At 72.5% G+C, this 18,968-nt stretch carries 18 protein-coding genes and 3 tRNA genes; 6 read left to right on the top strand and 15 right to left on the bottom strand.

The genetic code is table 11. The features are described from left to right. Positions 1-15 precede the first annotated feature (15 nt). From D2L64_RS03375 to D2L64_RS03365, 3 genes are all read left to right on the top strand, one after another. Positions 16-213, top strand: coding sequence for a cold-shock protein (locus D2L64_RS03375; RefSeq protein WP_199714388.1), 198 nt, complete (start codon positions 16-18; stop codon positions 211-213). Positions 214-283: 70 nt separating this feature from the next. Continuing rightward, a complete protein-coding gene (locus D2L64_RS03370) occupies positions 284-2,593 on the top strand; it encodes an RNA degradosome polyphosphate kinase (RefSeq protein WP_119573036.1) in 2,310 nt (769 codons plus the stop codon). A 9-nt stretch (positions 2,594-2,602) separates the two neighbouring features. Then, positions 2,603-3,475, top strand: a complete 873-nt coding sequence (locus D2L64_RS03365) for an NUDIX hydrolase (RefSeq protein ID WP_119573034.1) — start codon at positions 2,603-2,605, stop codon at positions 3,473-3,475. Between the two features lie 85 nt (positions 3,476-3,560). Here D2L64_RS03365 and D2L64_RS03360 read toward each other — a convergent pair whose 3' ends face one another. From D2L64_RS03360 to leuC, 4 genes are all read right to left on the bottom strand, one after another. Further along, on the bottom strand, positions 3,561-5,513 hold the full coding sequence (locus tag D2L64_RS03360; RefSeq protein WP_119573443.1) for an endonuclease/exonuclease/phosphatase family protein: 1,953 nt from the start codon (positions 5,511-5,513) through the stop codon (positions 3,561-3,563). 146 nt (positions 5,514-5,659) lie between these two features. Continuing rightward, positions 5,660-6,340 (bottom strand): HU family DNA-binding protein, encoded by a 681-nt coding sequence (locus D2L64_RS03355; RefSeq protein WP_199714400.1) that lies wholly within the window; start codon positions 6,338-6,340, stop codon positions 5,660-5,662. Positions 6,341-6,512: 172 nt separating this feature from the next. Further along, positions 6,513-7,100: a 3-isopropylmalate dehydratase small subunit gene (gene leuD / locus D2L64_RS03350; RefSeq protein ID WP_119573030.1), complete on the bottom strand. Its 588-nt coding sequence runs from the start codon at positions 7,098-7,100 to the stop codon at positions 6,513-6,515. A 14-nt stretch (positions 7,101-7,114) separates the two neighbouring features. Further along, positions 7,115-8,560 carry a 3-isopropylmalate dehydratase large subunit gene (gene leuC, locus D2L64_RS03345; RefSeq protein WP_119573028.1) on the bottom strand — a complete coding sequence of 482 codons (1,446 nt, stop codon included), beginning with the start codon at positions 8,558-8,560 and terminating at the stop codon, positions 7,115-7,117. Positions 8,561-8,609: 49 nt separating this feature from the next. Between leuC and D2L64_RS03340 the strand changes: the two genes are divergently transcribed. Then, complete coding sequence (locus D2L64_RS03340; RefSeq protein WP_092373513.1) at positions 8,610-9,296, top strand: IclR family transcriptional regulator; 687 nt, start codon at positions 8,610-8,612, stop codon at positions 9,294-9,296. Between the two features lie 191 nt (positions 9,297-9,487). On the opposite strand, the gene D2L64_RS03335 is transcribed toward D2L64_RS03340, so the two are convergent. The 4 genes from D2L64_RS03335 to D2L64_RS03320 all read right to left on the bottom strand — a co-directional run bounded on the left by D2L64_RS03335 (position 9,488) and on the right by D2L64_RS03320 (position 10,904). Next, positions 9,488-9,563, bottom strand: a tRNA-Glu gene (locus D2L64_RS03335). 160 nt (positions 9,564-9,723) lie between these two features. Next, positions 9,724-9,796, bottom strand: a tRNA-Glu gene (locus tag D2L64_RS03330). A gap of 136 nt (positions 9,797-9,932) precedes the next feature. Further along, positions 9,933-10,004 (bottom strand) — tRNA-Gln (locus D2L64_RS03325). A 96-nt stretch (positions 10,005-10,100) separates the two neighbouring features. Next, entirely contained in the window at positions 10,101-10,904 is an 804-nt protein-coding gene (locus tag D2L64_RS03320) for a fumarylacetoacetate hydrolase family protein (protein ID WP_119573026.1), read from the bottom strand. 133 nt (positions 10,905-11,037) lie between these two features. On the opposite strand from D2L64_RS03320, the gene D2L64_RS03315 reads away from it, so the two are divergent. Both D2L64_RS03315 and D2L64_RS03310 read left to right on the top strand, forming a co-directional pair. After that, positions 11,038-12,441, top strand: a complete 1,404-nt coding sequence (locus D2L64_RS03315) for a hypothetical protein (RefSeq protein WP_119573024.1) — start codon at positions 11,038-11,040, stop codon at positions 12,439-12,441. A gap of 44 nt (positions 12,442-12,485) precedes the next feature. Beyond that, a complete protein-coding gene (locus tag D2L64_RS03310) occupies positions 12,486-13,358 on the top strand; it encodes a 3-methyladenine DNA glycosylase (RefSeq protein WP_119573022.1) in 873 nt (290 codons plus the stop codon). Positions 13,359-13,446: 88 nt separating this feature from the next. Here the strand turns inward: D2L64_RS03310 and arfB are convergent, their stop codons facing one another. The 7 genes from arfB to D2L64_RS03275 all read right to left on the bottom strand — a co-directional run bounded on the left by arfB (position 13,447) and on the right by D2L64_RS03275 (position 18,956). Further along, positions 13,447-13,872, bottom strand: coding sequence for an alternative ribosome rescue aminoacyl-tRNA hydrolase ArfB (gene arfB / locus D2L64_RS03305; RefSeq protein ID WP_119573020.1), 426 nt, complete (start codon positions 13,870-13,872; stop codon positions 13,447-13,449). 9 nt (positions 13,873-13,881) lie between these two features. Further along, the gene (locus tag D2L64_RS03300) at positions 13,882-14,175 is read right to left on the bottom strand and encodes a hypothetical protein (protein ID WP_119573018.1); all 294 of its coding nucleotides are present in this window, start codon (positions 14,173-14,175) and stop codon (positions 13,882-13,884) included. Positions 14,176-14,284: 109 nt separating this feature from the next. Then, positions 14,285-15,148 carry a S1C family serine protease gene (locus tag D2L64_RS03295; RefSeq protein WP_119573016.1) on the bottom strand — a complete coding sequence of 288 codons (864 nt, stop codon included), beginning with the start codon at positions 15,146-15,148 and terminating at the stop codon, positions 14,285-14,287. A gap of 66 nt (positions 15,149-15,214) precedes the next feature. Next, on the bottom strand, positions 15,215-16,174 hold the full coding sequence (locus D2L64_RS03290) for a VWA domain-containing protein (RefSeq protein ID WP_119573015.1): 960 nt from the start codon (positions 16,172-16,174) through the stop codon (positions 15,215-15,217). Then, positions 16,171-17,184: a DUF58 domain-containing protein gene (locus D2L64_RS03285; protein WP_119573013.1), complete on the bottom strand. Its 1,014-nt coding sequence runs from the start codon at positions 17,182-17,184 to the stop codon at positions 16,171-16,173. The genes D2L64_RS03290 and D2L64_RS03285 overlap by 4 nt, the downstream gene beginning before the upstream one ends. After that, positions 17,184-18,233 (bottom strand): AAA family ATPase, encoded by a 1,050-nt coding sequence (locus D2L64_RS03280; RefSeq protein WP_119573011.1) that lies wholly within the window; start codon positions 18,231-18,233, stop codon positions 17,184-17,186. The genes D2L64_RS03285 and D2L64_RS03280 overlap by 1 nt, the downstream gene beginning before the upstream one ends. Positions 18,234-18,470: 237 nt before the next feature. Continuing rightward, complete coding sequence (locus D2L64_RS03275; protein ID WP_119573009.1) at positions 18,471-18,956, bottom strand: hypothetical protein; 486 nt, start codon at positions 18,954-18,956, stop codon at positions 18,471-18,473. Positions 18,957-18,968 lie beyond the last annotated feature (12 nt).

The following is an 18,968-nucleotide window of genomic DNA, read 5'->3' as shown; positions in this document are numbered from 1 at the left end:
TGTACGGTGCTGGGCATGCAGGGCACGGTGGCGACCTTCGACGCGGCGACGCGCAGCGGGCTGCTGCTGCTCGACGACGGCACCGAGCTGGCCTTTCCGGCGCGCGCCTTCGACGCCTCCGGGCTGCGCCTGCTCCGGCTCGGCCAGCGGGTCCGCGTCGAGACCGACGCCGCGGGCGACGTCGTACGCGTCACACTGCCGACGATGTCGTGACAACGACGATGTCCTGACCACCCAGCCGAAGTTCATTTTGCGTTAACCCGGATCGGGTGATTATGAGCGGGTGAGCACCCCTCGCGAACGCCCCGACAGTCCCGCCGGCACCGATGACACCACCAGCCGCAACGGTGACCGCCCGCGCGGCACCGACGGTCGGTTCCGGTCCGGCCGACCGACCCCGGACGACGTGGCCGGCACCGACCCCGCCGCCGCCTCCGCCGGGCTGGACGAAGTGCTGGACCCGACGGCCGCACCGGGCCCACCGGCGGAGCCCGAAGAGCCCGCCCCGAGCCGGCCACTGCCCGAGGACCGGTTCCTCAACCGGGAGCTGTCCTGGCTCGACTTCAACGCCCGGGTGTTGGCCCTGGCCGAGGACCCCGGCACCCCGCTGCTGGAGCGGGCCAAGTTCCTGGCCATCTTCGCCAGCAACCTGGACGAGTTCTACATGGTGCGGGTGGCCGGGCTCAAGCGCCGGCTCTCCGCCGGCCTGCCGGTACGCGGTGGCGACGGCATGCCGCTGCGGACCCAGCTGGACCTGATCGCGGAGAAGGCCGCCACCCTGGTCACCCGGCACGCCAGCTGCTTCGTCGACGACGTGCTGCCGGGGCTGGCCGCCGAGGGCATCCGGCTACTGCGCTGGTCCGACCTCGGCGACGTCGAGCGGGAGCGGCTGCGTACCTACTTCCGCGAGCAGATCTTCCCGGTGCTCACCCCGCTCGCCGTCGACCCGGCCCACCCCTTCCCGTACATCTCGGGGCGTTCGCTCAACCTGGCCGTCTCGGTACGCGACCCGGACGGTGGGCCGGAGCTGTTCGCCCGGGTCAAGGTGCCGAACAACGTGCCCCGGTTCGTCCGGGTCGACCGGGACCAGCCCGGGGTCCGGATGCTGCCGGTGGAGGACCTCATCTCCGTCCACCTCGGTCAGCTCTTCTCCGGCATGCAGGTGGTCGAGTGCCACCTGTTCCGGGTCACCCGCAACGCCGAGGTGGAGGTCGACGAGGACCGCGACGAGGACCTGCTCCAGGCCCTCGAACGGGAGTTGGCCCGCCGCCGGTTCGGGCCACCGGTCCGGCTGGAGGTGGCCGCCTCCATCTCCGATCACATGCTGGAACTGCTGATCCGCGAGCTGGACATGGACACCCAGGACGTACTGCGGGTCCGTGGTCTGCTCGACCTGTCCGCGCTGTGGCAGCTGTACGGCGAGGCCGACCGACCCGACCTGAAGGATCCGCCCTTCGTCCCGGCGACCCATCCCCGGCTCACCGAGGGCGAGGTGCCGCGCAGCGTCTTCGCCACCCTGCGCGACGGGGACGTGCTGGTACATCACCCGTACCACTCGTTCGCCACCAGCGTGCAGCGTTTCGTCGAGCAGGCCGCGGCCGACCCGAACGTGCTGGCCATCAAGCAGACCCTCTACCGCACCAGCGGCGACTCGCCGATCGTGGACGCGCTGGTCGACGCGGCCGCCGCCGGCAAGCAGGTGGTGGTGCTGGTCGAGCTGAAGGCACGCTTCGACGAGGTGGCGAACATCGGCTGGGCGCGCACCCTGGAGCGGGCCGGCTGTCACGTGGTGTACGGCCTGGTCGGCCTCAAGACCCACTGCAAGACCGCCCTGGTGGTACGCCAGGAGGGCAACCAGATCCGGCGCTACTGCCACATCGGTACCGGCAACTACCACCCCAAGACGGCCCGGCTGTACGAGGACTTCGGCATGCTCACCGCCGACCCGGAGATCGGGGCCGACCTGACCGACCTGTTCAACGTGCTCACCGGCTACAGCCGGCAGACCGCGTTCCGCCGGCTGCTGGTGGCACCGCAGGGCATCCGCAGCGGCCTGATCGACCGGATCGAGCGGGAGATCGCACACGTCCGCCTCGGCATGCCGGGACTGGTCCAGTTCAAGGTGAACGCGCTGGTAGACGAGGAGATCACCGACGCGCTGTACCGGGCCTCCCAGGCCGGCGTACACGTCGACCTGATCATCCGGGGGATGTGCACGCTGCGCCCCGGGGTATCCGGGCTGTCGGAGAACATCCGGGTCCGCTCGATCCTCGGCCGGTTCCTGGAACACTCCCGGATCTTCCGGTTCGGCAACAACGGCGACGCCGAGTTCTGGATCGGCTCGGCCGACCTGATGCACCGCAACCTGGACCGGCGGGTCGAGGCACTGGTGCAGGTCGGCGACCCGGTGGCCCGCGCCGAACTGGACGAGGTACTGGCGGCGGCGATGAGCCCCGACGTCGACGCGTTCGAGCTGGGCCCGGACGGCAACTGGACCCGGCGTACCGGCACCCCCGGGACCACCCAGGCCCACCTGCAGGAGCTGTTGCTGCGTCGGGTCGGCAGCACCGCCGGGTCGGCGGCCCGGGCATAGGCTGGGCGGATGGTCGAGGCGATCCGGGCGGCCGGCGGTGTGGTCTGGCGACCGGCACCGCACGGCGGTCCACAGGTGTGTCTGGTGCACCGCCCGCGATACGGGGACTGGACGCTGCCGAAGGGCAAGCTGGAGCCGGGCGAGCACGCGATGCTGGCCGCCGTACGGGAGGTCGCCGAGGAGAGCGACGCGCAGGCGGCACCCGAGGTCCGGCTGCCCAGCGTCCGCTACCGCAGCGAGGGTCTACCGAAGGTGGTCGACTACTGGTCGATGCGGGCGGTGGGCACCGGCGGCTTCCAGCCGGGCACCGAGGTCGACGAGGTGCGCTGGCTGGAAGTGGACGAGGCAGTGGCGTTGGTCAGCTACCCGCACGACGTGGAGGTGTTGGCCGCGTTCGCCGCGCTGCCCCCGGTCACCGCCACGATGCTGCTGGTCCGGCACGGCCACGCCGGCAGCCGGTTGTCCTGGTCCGGCCCGGACGCGGGCCGCCCGCTGGATCCGCGGGGCTGGTCCGAGGCGCACGCGCTGGCCCCGCTGATCGCGCTGATCCGGCCGACCCGACTGCTCTCCGCCTCGCCGCGCCGGTGCCTACAGACCCTCGACCCGGCCGCCGCGCTGCTGGACCTGCCGATCGAGGTGAGCGGCGACCTGGACGAGCCGCTGGCCGGTCAGCAGGCCGACGAGTGCGTACTGGCCGCCGCAGGACGGTTGAGCGCCCTGGCCGCGGCCGGTGAACCGGTGGCGGTGTGCAGCCAGGGCAAGGTGATCCCGGGTGCCCTGGGGCAGCTGAGCGGGACGAACGGCGACTACACGACCGGCAAGGGCGGGGGTTGGCTGCTCGCCTTCAGCGGCGACCGGCTACTCGCCGCCGACCGCCTCTGAGCAACCCCGACCACACTGTCAAGCGAGGCGAGCAAGGGCGAGGCAGCCTTAAGGCAGGGCCGGCAGCGGCGGGCGGACCCGGGGGTCACTGCCCCGCAGCGGTGGGCAGGGTGAGGGTGACGGCGACCGGAAGGTGGTCGCTGGCGATGCTGCGTACCGCGACGGGATCGCTGGTGGCCAGGTCCGGCGAGACGAAGATGTGGTCGATCTGCTCGTCCGGTTCGTCGGCGGGACTGGTGACCAGCGGCCGCACCGCCGCGAACGCGTCGACCAGGCCGGCACCGGTGAACGCGGCGAACGCCGGGTTGCCCGGTTCGGTGTTGAAGTCACCGGCGACCACCAGCGGCACGCCGTCGGCGTACGCGATCGCGAACTCGGCGACCGCGCGGGCCTGGACCACCGGATCCGTGCCGGGCGGCGGCTGTAGGTGGGTGCTGACCACCGCCAGCCGTACGCCCTCGCTGAAGTCGACGGTGACGCCGAGGGCCTGCGCACCGGTGGGCGCGCCGACGGCGGGCAGCGGACGGGTCTGCGCCCGCTGTACCGGCCAACGGCTCAACACCGCGTCTCCCCAGAGCGCGCCCGCGGCGGGCGCGAAGACGTAGGGCATCTCCAACCGGGCGGCGAGCAGGTGCAGCGTGTCGTGGCCGCCGTTGAGCAGCCAGCCCCGGTCGACCTCGCTGAGCACCACCACGTCGGCGCGGCCGACCGCGCGTTCCAGCCCGGCCAGGTCGAGCCGACCGTCCAGGCCGAAGCCCATCCGGATGTTGTACGCGACCAGCCGCACCTGCTCCGGTGGCCCGTCGCGGTTGGTCGCCACCAGCCACGGCCCGTGCAGCAACGCGGCCACGAAGGCGAGCAGGGCGGCCAACCCGGCCGCCGGCCAGGCCGGGACGGGATCCGCGACCGCTGCCGGTACCGCCGGCCGGTGCCGGCGGAGGCCACCCAGCGCGACGACGCCGACCAGGGCGGCCACCAGGACCGGCAGCCATCCGTTGGGATAGCCGATGTCGTAGGCGGCGTAGTGGAGCACCGCCCCGACCGCGAAGACGAGCATGCCGCCGAGGGCGGCGTACCCCCGCCGGGTGGCGGTCGCTGCCTCGCCGGAGCCGGCCGTCAGGGCCAGGCACCCGCCCAGGCCCGCCGCGGTCAGCAGCATCGCGACGCCGAGCACCACCGGCGGCCCGTACCCGAAGAGCACCGCTCCCGCCAGCAGCAGTACCGGTGACAGCGGACGCCACCGCTGTCGGGGTGGCGTCAGCGCGCCGAGCACGAACAGCGCCACCGCGACCCCCAGCGGGGCCAACGCGAACAGCGGCGGTACGGCGGTGCCGGCGTCGCCGAACCAGAACGACATGGCGGTGCTGGCGACCGCCGGTGACAACGCGACCATGCCGCCCAACAGCAGGGCCGGCCCGGTGAGCAGCCAGCCTCGGCCCCCCGGCACCGCCTGGTCGCCGGTCGGCCGTTGCCCGACCGGCCGTTGCCCGACCGGCCATTGCCCGACCGCGTCGCCGGTGTCCGGGCGGCGGACGAGCGCCGTCTCACCGACAAGCAGGAGCGCCACCAGTACGACGCTGAGCGCCCACGCCTCCCAGCTCCCCCACCAGACCAGGTCGTGCGTGCCGACCAGCCCATGGCCGAGCGCACCCGCGGTGAGCCCCAACGTCAACCCGGGTACCGGTTGCGCGATCCGGGCCGCGATGGCGGCCAACCACACCAGCCCGGCCAGCAGGCCGGTGGTGGCCAGCCAGAGCTGCGTCCGACCGCCCGGCGCGGCGGTGAGGGCGAGCCGGGCGGCGCACAGCACGACCGCCGCAGCGACACCGACGGGGCGGGCGCCGACACGTCCGACGAGCGCCGGTGCGGCGAGCGCGAGTACGAACCAACCGAGCGCGAACCCACCGAGCAGCTCGGCCGGGGTCGACGCGGCCTGCCCGAAGATGGTGATGACCGACGGCAGGAAGACCCGGAGCACGTCGGTCAGCACGACGAGGCCCACTGCCAGGGTGATGGTGGCGAGGTGGCGGTGACGCAGCACGGTTCCTCTTTCGCCGAGGGGTGGTGCGGCGATTCTGGGTGCGCCGTCGTGTCCCGGTCAACGGGGCGAGGGTCCGGCGGTCCGGCCGGGAACACGGCGAGGGCGCCCACCGTGCTGGTGGGCGCCCTCGTCGTACGGCCGGCTCAGCGCCGGGTCGCTGCCTTCCTGGCCGGCGCCTTCTTCGCCGGAGCCTTCTTGGCGGTCGCGGTCTTGCGGGCCGCAGTGGTCTTGGACGCCGCGGCGGTCTTCTTCGCCGGAGCGGCCTTCTTCGTGGCGGTCTTCTTGGCCGCGGGGCTCTTGGCCGTGGCGGTCGTCTTGGCCGTGGCGGTCTTCTTCGCCGTGGCCGTCTTCGCCGCCGTGGTCTTCTTCGCCGCGGTGGTCTTGGTCGCCGCCGTGGTCTTGGACGCCGCGGCGGTCTTCTTCGCCGGAGCCGCCTTCGTCGCGGTCGTCTTCGTCGCGGTCGTCTTCTTCGCGGTGGTCGCCTTGGCACCGGTGGTCTTGGCGGTGGCCGCGGCGACCTTCTTTGCCGCCGCCGTGGCCTTCGGCACCTTGCCGCTGGCCACCATCTCCTTGAATCCGGCGCCCGGACGGAAGGTCGGCACGGAGGTCTTCTTGACCTTCACCGCCTCGCCGGTACGCGGATTGCGCGCTGTTCGGGCCCCCCGTACACGCTTCTCGAACGCCCCGAAACCGGTGATCGCCACTTTCTCGCCCTTGGTGACCGCTGCCTGGACCTCAGCGAGGACCGCGTCGAGCGCGGCCGTCGCCGTCTTCCGGTCCCCCAGGCGAACGGCGAGCGCCTCGATGAGCTCGGCCTTGTTCACGACTTCCTCCTGATTGTGCAACTGACTCGACGCGAGCCATTCTGCGCGCACGGTATGCCCTGTGCTGCCGGGACACAAACATTCGGTGGAAAAAAGCCCTTGTGTCGTAACGGATTCGCCCCCGCCGGTGGCACCGGCGGGGGCGAAATCGGCTGCGGACAGCGGCGAACGGCTAGCCGACCCGGGGCAGGAAGGCCGACCGGGTGGCCTCGAAGGCGCCGATCTGCGCCTCGTGGCGGAGGGTGAGTCCAATGTCGTCCAAGCCCTCCATCAACCGCCACCGGCTGAAGTCGTCCAGCGGGAACGACCAGTTCGAGGCACCCACCCGGACCTGTCGGGCAGTCAGGTCGACGGTCAGCTCGGCAGCCGGGTCGGACTCGACCAGATCCCAGATTTCTTCGACCGCTTTCAATTCCAGCTCGACTGGCAGGAGACCTTCCTTGAGTGCGTTGCCACGGAAGATGTCACCGAAGCGAGGAGAGATCACGACTCGGAAGCCGTAGTCGCGCAGCGCCCACACCGCGTGCTCCCGCGACGACCCGGTGCCGAACTCCGGACCGGCCACCAGAATCGACGCACCAGAATATGATTCATCGTTGAATACGAATCCCGGATCCTCGCGCCACGCACTGAACAGCCCGTCGGCGAAACCCGTGCGGGTCACCCGCTTGAGGTACACGGCCGGGATGATCTGGTCGGTGTCCACGTCGGACCGACGCAGCGGGACGGCGGTGCCGCGGTGCACGGTGAACTTGTCCATCTGTCGCAGCCCTTCTACAGATCGGCGGGGGCGGCCAGCCGGCCGGCCACGGCGGTCGCGGCGGCGACCGGCGGGCTCACCAGGTGGGTACGGCCACCCCGGCCCTGGCGGCCCTCGAAGTTGCGGTTGGAGGTGGAGGCGGAGCGCTGCCCCGGCGAGAGCGTGTCCGGGTTCATCCCCAGGCACATGGAGCAGCCGGCGAAGCGCCACTCGGCGCCGGCGTCGGTGAAGACCTTGTCCAGCCCCTCGGCCTCGGCCGCCTCCCGGACGGCGGCGGAGCCGGGCACCACCAGCATGCGTACGCCGTCGGCGACCTGCTGACCGCGCAGCACGTCGGCCGCGGCCCGCAGGTCCTCCAGCCGACCGTTGGTGCAGGAGCCGACGAAGACCACGTCCACCGAGAGATCCCGCAGCGGCGTACCGGGCCGCAGGTCCATGTACTCCAGGGCGCGGCGGGCGGCGGCCCGCTCGGGCTCGGTGCCGAAGTCGTCCGGGTCCGGCACCGCGGCGCCCAGCGGCGCGCCCTGACCCGGGTTGGTGCCCCAGGTGACGAACGGCGTGATCTCGGCGGCGTCGAGGGTCACTTCGGCGTCGAACGTCGCGCCCTCGTCGGTGGGCAGCGTCCGCCAGTACGCGACCGCGGCGTCCCAGTCGGCGCCGGCAGGCGCGTTCGGCCGCCCCTTCAGGTACGCGAAGGTGGTCTCGTCCGGCGCGATCATGCCGGCCTTGGCACCCCACTCGATGGACATGTTGGCGATGGTCATCCGGCCTTCCATGGACAGCGCGCGGATCGCCTCGCCGCGATACTCCACGATGTGCCCGCGTCCGCCGCCGGTGCCCACCTTGGCGATCAGCGCGAGCACCAGGTCCTTCGCGGTGACACCGGGGCCGAGCCGGCCGTCGACGGTGACCGCCATCGTCTTGGGGCGGGCCTGCGGCAGCGTCTGGGTGGCCAGTACGTGCTCGACCTCGCTGGTGCCGATGCCGAACGCCAGCGCACCGAACGCGCCGTGGGTGGCGGTGTGCGAGTCGCCACAGACGATCGTCATGCCGGGCTGGGTCAGCCCGAGCTGCGGGCCGATGACGTGCACGATGCCCTGGTTCTCGTCGCCCAGCGGGTGCAGCTTCACGCCGAACTCGGCGCAGTTGCGGCGCAACGTCTCGATCTGCGTACGGGAGGTGGGGTCGGCGATGGTGAGCAGGTCGCCACGGCGCTGCTGGAACGAGGGATCCGCGTACCCGGTCGGGGTGTTGTGATCCTCCGTCGCGAGCGTGAGGTCGGTACGGCGCACCGGGCGCCCGGCCAGGCGCAGCCCGTCGAAGGCCTGCGGGCTGGTCACCTCGTGCAGCAGGTGCAGGTCGATGAAGAGCAGATCGGGCTCACCATCGGCGGACCGGACGACGTGCGCGTCCCAGACCTTCTCGGCCAGGGTCCTCGGCTCAGGAGTGACTCCCACCATCTGGACATCCTAAATTCTGGGAGGTAAATTTCGGCTTGTGGGACACAGTATGAGCGGTGTCGGCGTTCTCGACAAGGCGGTGGTCATCCTGGCCGCCTGTGTCGACGGCGCCAGCCTGGCCGAACTCGTTGAACGCACCAAGCTGCCCCGGGCCACCGCGCACCGGCTGGCACAGGCGCTGGAGATCCATCGGATGCTGGTCCGGGACACCCAGGGCCGCTGGCGTCCCGGCCCCCGGCTGGGCGAGCTGGCCAACGCGGCGCCGGACGTTCTGCTCACCGCGGCCGAGCCACTGCTGGCCGCGCTCCGCGACGCCACCGGCGAAAGCGCCCAGCTCTACCTACGCCGGGCCGACGAACGAATCTGCGTGGCCGCCGCCGAGCGGGCCAGCGGCCTGCGGGACACCGTCCCGGTGGGCTCGGTACTGCCGATGATCGCCGGCTCGGCGGCGCAGATCCTGCTCGCCTGGGAGCCGCCCGAGGCGGTGATGCCACTCCTGCCCCGCTCGAAGTTCACCGGCCGCACCCTCGCCGAGGTACGCCGTCGCGGCTGGGCGCAGAGCGTCGCCGAACGCGAGGCCGGCGTGGCCAGCGTCTCCGCCCCCATCCGCGACCGCACCGGCCGGGTCATCGCCGCCATCTCCATCTCCGGCCCCATCGAACGCCTGGGCCGCCGCCCCGGCGAACGCCACGCCATGGCCGTGGTGCGAGCCGGCCAACGCCTCTCCGGCCTCTGACCACCCTCTCCACCCCCCCGCCCTCCCCGCCCTCCCCGCCCTCCCCGTTGATCATGATGTGATTACCACGACACGCCGGACATGAGGGCAATAACTTCATGATCAACGGGCCAAGGAACGGGGCCAAGGAACGGGGAGGGGCGGGAGGGGAAGGGGAGAGCCCGTCTCGCGGGGCGAGACGGGCTCTGGTGTGGTAGCCCCGACCGGATTCGAACCGGCGCTACCGCCTTGAGAGGGCGGCGTCCTGGGCCGCTAGACGACGGGGCCAGGGACTTTCCTGTTCACCAGCCCTCACGGGCGGTGCGGGAGTAGTCTAGCGACGCCCGCGTGCCGGGCCACAGCGGGGGTCGGCGAGCGGAGGCGGCCGGTGGGCAGGTGGGATAAACGAAAAACGGCCCGCCCCACGTGGTGGGACGGGCCGGATCTGTAGCCCCGACCGGATTCGAACCGGCGCTACCGCCTTGAGAGGGCGGCGTCCTGGGCCGCTAGACGACGGGGCCAGAACACAAGTGCGACACCACCTGACGGTGGTGCCGCCGAACTCTACCAGACCTCACGACCGAAGCCCGCTGTGGAGCATCGGTGCTGAACTCCACCAGAATCCAGCGACCTCGATTCTTTGGAATCTCGGCTGCGCTGGGGTACCAGGACTCGAACCTAGACTAACTGAACCAGAATCAGTCGGGCTGCCAATTACCCCATACCCCATCGGCCCCTTGCGGCGCCGGGATCAAACTCTACCCTCCCGGCACCGACAGGCCAAATCGACTTCCCCAAAACGCCCTTGAGCTGCGAAAACAGTGATCAGGTCGCAGACACGACAGGGTTGGTCAGTTCGCCGATCCCGTCGATCCGGACCGAGACCGTATCCCCCTCCGTGAGCGGGCTAACCCCCGCTGGCGTACCGGTCAACACGATGTCGCCCGGCAGCAGGGTCATCACGTGCGAGACGTACGACACCAGGGCCGGTACGTCGAAGACCATGTCCCGAGTACGGCCCAGCTGGCGGACCTCCATCTCCTCCGGATCGCGACCCACCTCACACCGGATCTCCAGGTCGGTGACGTCGAGGCCGGTGGTGATCCAGGGCCCGATCGGGCAGAACGAGTCGAACCCCTTCGCCCGGGTCCACTGACTGTCGGAGCGCTGCAGATCCCGAGCCGTGACGTCGTTGGCGCAGGTGTAGCCGAAGATGGCCCGCTCCGCGGCGGCCCGATCCGCCCGGCGTGCCCCCGGCGCGCCGATCACCACCGCCAGTTCGGCCTCGTGCTCGACCTGCTTGCTGAACTCGGGCAACCGGATCGCGTCCCGGGGGCCGATGACGGAGGTGGAGGGCTTGAGGAACAGCAGCGGCTCCTTCGGCACCTCGTTGCCGTGTTCGGCGGCGTGTTCGGCGTAGTTGCGGCCGACACAGACCACCTTGCTGGGCAGGATCGGCGAGAGCAGCCGGACGTCGGAGAGCGCCCACCGGACGCCGCTGAAGTTGATCTGACCGAACGGGTGGCCCGAGATCTCGGCGATGGTGAGCCCCGCGGGGCCCGCCTCCGGCTCCCCCTCGACGACTCCGAACGACATTCCCTTGGCATGAGCGAAACGAGCGATACGCACCCGGCCAATCTAGTCCGGCCCCTGAGCAGGTGCGGCACCTTACCCGCGACGATCTCCCCGGGGGCGGGATTCGCCGCTTCGTACCCGCCCGACGTGCGACCGCACCTAGCGTCGGCTGCGGAGGTTCGTTCGTATGCCTGCATCGACACGACACCACAGGGCCCTCGCGGCCATCGTGCACTGCGTCGGGTTCCTCACCGCCGCCCTACCGGTGCTGCCGACGGCCGCCACCGGCGAGGCCACGAAACGACCGCCGCCGGCCGCCAGCACCGGCGACGCCGCGGCACGACCGCTACCGGCGGCCAGCAACGGCCCGGCAGCGGCCGGACGACCGGTCGCGGCGGCCGCCAACGGCCCGGCAGCGGTGGGACGACCGCTACCGGCGGCGACGCCCGAACCGACGATGCCGTCGGCTCCGCCGGCAGTGCCCACGCCGACCAGACTCGCCTCACCGGCTCCCGCGCCGAAGGTCAGCGTGGCGGTCGCGGCGGCGGGCGGCGCCGAGCCGGGCTACCGCATCGAGGTCCGTAACGCCGGCAGTGCCGCGGTGGACACCACGGTGCGCCAGGAGCTTCCGCAGGGCGTCTCGGCGACGGCGATCAGCGACGGCGGCCGGGAGGTACGCCCGGGCGGGTCTTCGGCGACCGAGGTGACCTGGCGGCTGAAGTTGCCGCCCGGCAGCACCACCACGCTTGACACCACGCTGACCAGCGCCGTGGCCCGGCAGCCGGTGACCGCACCGGCGTGCGCCTTCGCCAGCGACGGCCGGCAGCCGTACGACTGCGCGAGCGCGACCTGGACGGCGCCGGGTGCCACGGCGGCCGAGCCACAGGGTACGTCGGGGTGGCGCCGTCAGGCTCCGGCGCTGCTGGCCGGAGCGGTCGCGCTGCTGGTGCTCGGCGGGGTGGCCTTCGTCACCTGGCGCCGGAGCCGCCGGCCGGTCGCCGCAGCGCTGGCCTCGGACGGCCCGGGTACGGTCTACCCCCGCCCGGCGGCGCCCCGCCCACCGAACCGCCGTCGTACCCCGCCGATCTGGCTGATCGTGCCGGTGGCCGCGACGGTGCTGGCCGGCACGTTGGGCGCGGCTGCGTGGACCGCCACCCGGCAGGTCACCGCGATCGACACGGACAGCCAGCCGACCAACGGCGCATGGAAGGGCACCGGGGTCAGTGGTGGGCTGGGGGTGCCGCTGCGCGAGGACGCGTTCGAGTTCACCGTCTTCCGGATGATCTGCGACCCGGGGCAGGGTGCCCGGCAGTGCCAGGCGACGGTCGGCGTCCGCAACCTGACCCCGGAGCACCAGAGCTGGCACGGCAAGTTGCAGCGGGCGTACCTGGCCGACGGGAACTGGGTGACCACCGACGAGCAGGCCACCCGGCGGGCCAACCAGGGACGGGACGTCTTCGCCGAGCCGATGGCGGCGGGCAGCCGGATGGTGTTGCCGCTGGTCTTCACGGTCAACGGCCGGGAGGCGCCGCAGCGACTGGAGCTCCGCAGTGGGGTCTTCTCCGCCGGGGTGCGGGTGGACGTGCCCTGACCTGCGGGCACGGCCCCGAGGGTGGCGGTGGTACCCTTGGGGCCGTGACCGCCGCACTCGCCCCCGCCGTGCTCGACGCGGCGGCCTGGCGTGCCCGCCGCCGCGCCCACGAGCAGCGGGTGGAGGGCTGGCTGATCCCGCATCTGGCCCGCCGTCGCCGGGGTGAGAAACATCCGGTGGAGGACTTCCTCTTCACCTACTACTCGTACCGGCCGGCGCAGTTGCGTCGCTGGCACCCGGGCGCGGGGGTGGTGTTGCGCGACGCGGACCCCGCCGACTTCGGCCCGGACTACCGCCTGGTCGCCGCCGGGGTCGCCCTGGACGCCGCGGCGGTCCGCGCCCGGCGGGCCGACTCGGCGCGGTGGACCGCCGCCCTGTTGGCCGCGACCGCGCGGCGGCCGGCACAGCTGGGTTGTTTCGGGATGCACGAGTGGGCGATGGTCTACCGGCTAAGCCCGCAGGAGGTACGGCACGAGGCGTGGCCGTTGCGGCTGAGCCCGCAGCGCACCGCCGAGGTCGTCGAGGAGCGCGGCGTACGGTGCAGCCACTTCGACGCGTACCGCTTCTTCACCGCGCCGGCCCGGCCGCTGAACGTGCTGCGACCCACCCGCGAGACCCAGCACGACCATGAGCAGCCGGGCTGCCTGCACGCCAACATGGACCTCTACAAGTGGGCGTACAAGCTCTCGCCGCTGGTGCCGTCGGAACTGGTGGCCGACTGCTTCGCGCTGGCCCGGGAGATTCGGGAGCTGGACATGCGGGCGTCCCCGTACGACCTATCGGAGCTGGGCTATCCGCCGGTTCGGGTCGAGACCGTCGAGGGCCGGCACGAGTACGTGCTGGCGCAGCGGGCCTTCGCCGAGCGGGCCGGGACGCTGCGGGCCCGGCTGCTCGCCGCGCTCGCCGACGTCACCTGACCCCGGCTATCCGAAACATCTACACATAGTGATGGCGGCTCCGGCCCGGTCTCTCCGTCGCCCGGCCGGGCGAATGAGAGACGCTCGACTACTCGCCGTCAACCCGCCGGTCTCGCTTGCGCTGGGCGCGGCGCTTCTTCTCGGCCAGCCGTCGTTCCTTGGCCGCCCGCGACGGTCGGGTCGGACGGCGGGGCGGGGGTGGCGGGGCGACCGCCTCGCGCAGCAGCGCGGCCAGCCGTTCCCGGGCCGCCTCCCGGTTGGCCAGCTGGGCCCGGTGCTCGCTGGCGGCGATGGTCAGCACACCGTCGACCAGCCGTCCGGCGAGCCGGTCGAGCGCCCGGGCGCGCAGCGCCGGCGGGATGCTGGGCGAGCCGGCCAGGTCGAAGCTCAGCTCCACCCGGGAGTCGGCGGTGTTGACGCCCTGCCCGCCGGGACCCGACGACCGGGAGAAACGCTCCCGCAGCTCCGCGCCGGGAACGACCCAGCGATCGGTGACCCGCACTCCCTCGTCCACGCCCTGAGGCTAGCGCCCCGGAGGCCGATCCGGAGTACTGCTCGGGTCCGGCGCCACGGGTTCCGGATCGCTCCCACCGGCGGCGGCGTACGCCACCGCACCGATCAGGAGCAACACGATCACGCCGATCTTCGTGGTGACTACTTTGATCATCAGCCAGGCGGCACGACGCGCGCCGGGCACGGTCTTGCGGGCGGTCTGGTAGTCCTTCCAGCCCCGCCGCGCCCGGGCGTACGACGCCCCGACGCCACTTCCGACGATGAGCCCCACCAGCAGGAGGGCCGCGAAGAGAGGACGCTCCACCCACGCCAGTATCCATACTCAGCGTAATATTTCCATTTTCCGATCATCAGCGGCCGGTAATCCGACAGTTCGCCCATCTCTCCGTAATTGGACAGTCACTCTGAGTGAGTCAGCCGCCCTTTCCGATGATGGTGTCGGCGGTCTGCTGCACCTGTTCGATGGGGATGGCGAAGCCGATGCCGATCGAACCGTTGCCGTCGATGGTGGCGATGGCGGTGTTCACGCCGACCACCTCGCCTCGGGCGTTGACCAGCGGTCCACCGGAGTTGCCCGGGTTGATCGGGGCGTCGGTCTGCACCGCCCGGTGCCGGTTGTCACCGAGGCGCACCTGGCGGTCGAGCGCGCTGACGATGCCCGCGGTGACCGTACCCGACAGGCCCAGCGGCGACCCGACCGCCAGCACCGGCTCACCGACCCGGGTCGCGCCCGGTTTCGCCAGTGGCAACGAGGCCAGTCCCGCCGACGGGGGCAGCTTCAGCACGGCGAGGTCACTGCCGGGCTCGCGGCCGACCACCTCGGCGGCGAACCGCCGTCCGTCCGGCAATTCCACCGTCACCGGGCCGCCCCGCCCCTTGGCCAGGATGTGGTCGTTGGTGATGATGTGCTGCTCGGCGTCGACGGCGAAGCCGGAGCCGCTCGCCGACGCTCCGCCGGCCCCACCCACCAGCACCGACACCACGCCGGGCACGGTCTTCTCCGCGGCGGTCACCAGTTCGGCCGGCACCGGGGCGGCCGACGCGGCGGCCGGACCCGGAACAGCACCGCGGCCGGCCACCCAACCGCCGGCCAACGCGCCCGATCCGGTGGACATCGCCACCACCGCTAGCCCCGCCGTCAACCGGCGACGCCAGTTCCACGCCGTGCCGTCACGCCCGCCCCCGGCCGGGTTCCGGCCGCCTCGCCCGTCCGGGTCGAGCTCCGGGGAGACGAACCAGGGCCCGCGCGGCTCGCCGAGTCCGGTCTGCACTGCCATCGGTACGCTCCTCACGTGTGCGGCCGGCGCCGGCCGCTCCTGCAGGTCGTCGAGCCGGATCGAGGGTCAGGGCAGCCGGGAGAACCAGCGCATCGAGCCGAACGCCGCACCCATGGCGAACACCAGCCCGAGCCCGATGAACCGGGCCGAGATGTCCTGCCGCACGTTGCGCCAGCCCACCGAGCTGCCGATGTCGTCGTAGACCGCGCGCAGCTCGTCGCTCGTGCCGGCCTCGTGGTAGCCGCCACCGGTCTCCTCGGCGACGGCCTGCAACGTCTCCCCGTCGACCGGCACCTGGATCGGGCGGCCGCCCCGGTCGACGAAGCCGCTGGGCGTGCCGAACGAGATGGTGTGCACCGGCACCTCGACGGCGACCGCGTCGGCGGCGGCCTCCATCGGATCCATCCCCGAGGTGTTCGCGCCGTCGGAGAGCACGATGATCCGGGCCGGTGGCGGCGCGGTGGCGGCCTCGGCGTCCAGCGCCTTCACCGCGCCGAGCGAAGTGCTGATCGCCTCGCCGATCGCGGTGCCCTGCACGCCGGTGATCCCCTCGGCGAGCCGTTCGATCCCGTCGTGCAGCGCCTCCCGGTCGGTGCTCGGCGGCACCAGCACCGCGGCGCTGCCGGCGAAGGCCACCAGTCCGACGTTGAACTCCCCCGGCAGGCCGTCGGCGAACCGCCGGGCCGCGCTCTTGGCGGCCGCGAGCCGGTCCGGCTCCACGTCGGTGGCGAGCATCGAGGTGGAGACGTCCACGGCCACCATCACGGTGGCGCGTTCCCGGGGCACCCGGACCTCGGCGGTGGGCCGGGCGAAGCCGACGACCAGCAACGCCAGCATGGCCAGGAAGAGACCGGCCGGCAGGTGCCGCCGCCAGGTGGGTCGCCGGGGCGCCACCCGGTCGAGCAGCCGCAGGTTGGTGAAGCGGACGGCGTACCGGCTGCGGCGCCGCTGCGCCACCAGGTAGGCGATGGCCAGCGCGGCCACGCCGAGCAGCAACCAGAGCCGGACGGGCGACTGCCAGATCACGCGGTACCTCCCCGGTGCGGCCCGGCCGGGGCCAGGGCCAGTCGACGCTGGGCGTGCACGTGCCGCACGATGTCCGCCGCCCAGTCCCGGTCGGTACGCAACGCCAGGTGGCCGGCGCCGGCCCGGCGGAGCGCCCGGCGGAGCTGGTCACGCTGGGCGGCGGCGGCCGCCGCGTACCGTTCGCGCAGATCCCGGTCGCCGGTCCAGACCTCGCGGCAGTCGCCGGTCTCCGGGTCGGCGAGCGTGATCAGCCCGACGTCGGGCAGCTCCAGCTCACGCGGGTCGACGACCTCCACCGCGAGCACCTGGTGCCGCACCGACAGCCGGCGCAGCGGCCGTTCCCAGGCCGCCGGCAGCCGCGGATCGTCGGGCAGCCCGTCGAGGAAGTCCGACACCACCACGACCAGGCCGCGCCGGTTGGCCACCCGGTGCACCGCCGCCAGCGCCTCGGCCAGCCCGGCGCTGTCGGTGGTACGCCCGGTTTCCGGGTCGGGTCCGCCGAAGCGCGGTGCGGCCAGCAGCGCCCGCAGCAGCCGGATCAGGTGGGTACGTCCGCTGCGGGCGGGTACCCGGTGCAGGCCGTACGGCGTGAGCACCTGGGCGCCGAGGCGGCTGCCGGGGCCGGCGGTGAGGAAGCCGATGGTGGCCACCGCGGCCACGGCCAGTTCCCGCTTGTCCAGTTCGGCGGTGCCGTACTCCATGCTGGGGCTGGCGTCGACCAGCAGCCAGGTGGTCAGCTCGCGGTCGGCGTCCACCTCCCGCACGTGCGGCACGGTGGTGCGGGCGGTCACCGACCAGTCCATCCGGCGTACCTCGTCCTCGCCGGGCCGGTACTCACGGCTGCCGGCCGGTTCGCTGCCCGGCCCGGGCAGCAGGCCGCGCCGCTCGCCGTGCAGCAGCCCGTCGAGTCGCCGGGTGACGGTGAGTTCGAGCCGGCGCAGCCGTTGCTCCGGGGTGAGGTCGCCGAGCGTCGGATCCGCCGGTACGGCGACGGGGGTGCGGCGTCGCATCACGCGGCGGCCAGGTCGGCCGCGTACTCGGGCCGCTCGGTGGCCACCCGGGGTGGTGGAACGACCTCGATCAGCCGGTGCACCACCCACTCGGCGGTCACTCCGTCGGCGACCGCGTCGAAGGAGAGCACCAGCCGGTGGGCCAGCACGTCCACGGCAAGTTCCCGTACGTCGTCGGGCAGCACGTACTCCCGGCCGCGCAGCAGGGCCTGGGCGCGGGCGGCGGCGACCAGGCCGAGGGTGGCCCGGGGGCTGGCACCGTAGGCGAGCAGCGGGGCGATCTCCGGCAGCCCGAACCGGCCGGGGTCGCGGGTGGCGAGGATGAGGCGGACCACGTACTCGGCGATGGCGTGGTGCACGAAGACCTGGGTGGCCTGGAGTTGGAAGGCTCGCAACCGGTCCGCGTCGAGCACCTGGTGCGCCCGGGGACGGTCGGCGCTCATCCGGTAGAGGATGGCCAGTTCGTCGGCGCCGTCGGGATAGTCCACGACGATCTTCATGAGGAAGCGGTCCCGCTGCGCCTCGGGCAGCTGGTAGACGCCCTCGGACTCGATCGGGTTCTGGGTGGCCAGCACGAGGAAGGGGGCCGGTACCGGGTAGCTGCGCCCGCCGATCGAGACCTGGCGCTCGGCCATCGCCTCCAGCAGCGCCGACTGCACCTTGGCGGGGGCGCGGTTGATCTCGTCGGCGAGCACCAGGTTGGCCATGATCGGGCCCAGCTCGACGTCGAAGCTCTCCTTGGACGCCCGGTAGATGCGGGTGCCGACGATGTCGGAGGGGACGAGGTCGGGGGTGAACTGGATCCGGGAGAAGGTGCCGCCGACCACCGTCGCGAGGGTCTGCGCGGCCAGGGTCTTGGCCACGCCGGGCACCCCCTCCAGCAGGCAGTGCCCGTTCGCCAGCAGGGCGGTGAGGAGGCGTTCGACGAGCCGATCCTGCCCGACGATCACCCGCTTGACCTCGCCGAGGGTCTGTTCCAGCTCGGCCGCGGTCACGCCGAGATCGGCCGGGGTGGGCAGGCTGGCCATGGTGTCCGAGATGTCCGTCACGGTGCTTGCTTCCCGAGGCGGCCGTCGGACAAACGTCGGAATCTACGGCGGTCGGTGGCCCAGACGGCGCGCCGACGCCGGTACCTCGCGGACCGCACCGGGGCGGGCAAAGGGCACCAGGTGGGGTGTGGGCGGCACGGCCGGCCGGGTCCGGACGAACCGGCCGCAGACCGGTACGACCGTGGACAGCCGCGGGCCCCCGCCATGAGTTTGACGGGGGCCGGCGACGAGGGACGGTCAGCGGTGCACGAGGAGGTGGAACGGCAGGTCGGCGGGGACGCCCACGGAGTTGCGGGTCTGGATGAAGACCCCGTTGGGGGTCTGCAGCCGGGACGCCACGACGGCTTCGCCGCCGGCCGGGATGCAGCAGGCGTCCGGCCGGCCGATGGTGGCCACGTAGACCGCTCTGGTCACGTTGGAGCCGAACTGCACCTCGTACTGCCCGACGCCGTACTTGATGACGACGCCGTCGCCCCGGGCCTTGGTGCCGTTGCCGTTGACCACCGTGGCGTAGAAGCCCACGGCCTGGGTGCCGATCGAGTCACCCTGGGCGAGGGCGGCCTTGGCACTGTTCAGCGAGGCGGTGGTGACCGCCGGTTGCTGGCCGCTGCGCTGGGCGGCTCCGCTCGTCGGCTTCGCAGCGGCGATCCCGCCGCCGGCCAGCGCCAACGCGAGAGCCGCGACCGCCACTGCGGCCGCCTTACGTCGGAAAAAACTGGTCATGACAGGTCTCCC

Origin of the sequence: Micromonospora radicis (assembly GCF_003583405.1) — a bacterium.
In the GTDB taxonomy this organism is placed as follows: domain Bacteria; phylum Actinomycetota; class Actinomycetes; order Mycobacteriales; family Micromonosporaceae; genus Micromonospora; species Micromonospora radicis.
The sequence above is the reverse complement of the archived record's forward strand: the minus strand, read 5'-3'. Positions and strand labels throughout refer to the sequence as shown.

Bases quoted from the DNA above. Each gene is read 5' to 3' on its own strand.
- leuD (WP_119573030.1), bottom strand. From the start codon at position 7,100: ATGGACAAGTTCACCGTGCACCGCGGCACCGCCGTCCCGCTGCGTCGG.
- D2L64_RS03295 (WP_119573016.1), bottom strand. From the start codon at position 15,148: ATGGCAGTGCAGACCGGACTCGGCGAGCCGCGCGGGCCCTGGTTCGTC.
- D2L64_RS03315 (WP_119573024.1), top strand. From the start codon at position 11,038: ATGCCTGCATCGACACGACACCACAGGGCCCTCGCGGCCATCGTGCAC.
- D2L64_RS03340 (WP_092373513.1), top strand. From the start codon at position 8,610: ATGAGCGGTGTCGGCGTTCTCGACAAGGCGGTGGTCATCCTGGCCGCC.
- D2L64_RS03365 (WP_119573034.1), top strand. From the start codon at position 2,603: ATGGTCGAGGCGATCCGGGCGGCCGGCGGTGTGGTCTGGCGACCGGCA.
- D2L64_RS03375 (WP_199714388.1), top strand. From the start codon at position 16: ATGCAGGGCACGGTGGCGACCTTCGACGCGGCGACGCGCAGCGGGCTG.
- D2L64_RS03285 (WP_119573013.1), bottom strand. From the start codon at position 17,184: ATGCGACGCCGCACCCCCGTCGCCGTACCGGCGGATCCGACGCTCGGC.
- leuC (WP_119573028.1), bottom strand. From the start codon at position 8,560: ATGGTGGGAGTCACTCCTGAGCCGAGGACCCTGGCCGAGAAGGTCTGG.
- D2L64_RS03275 (WP_119573009.1), bottom strand. From the start codon at position 18,956: ATGACCAGTTTTTTCCGACGTAAGGCGGCCGCAGTGGCGGTCGCGGCT.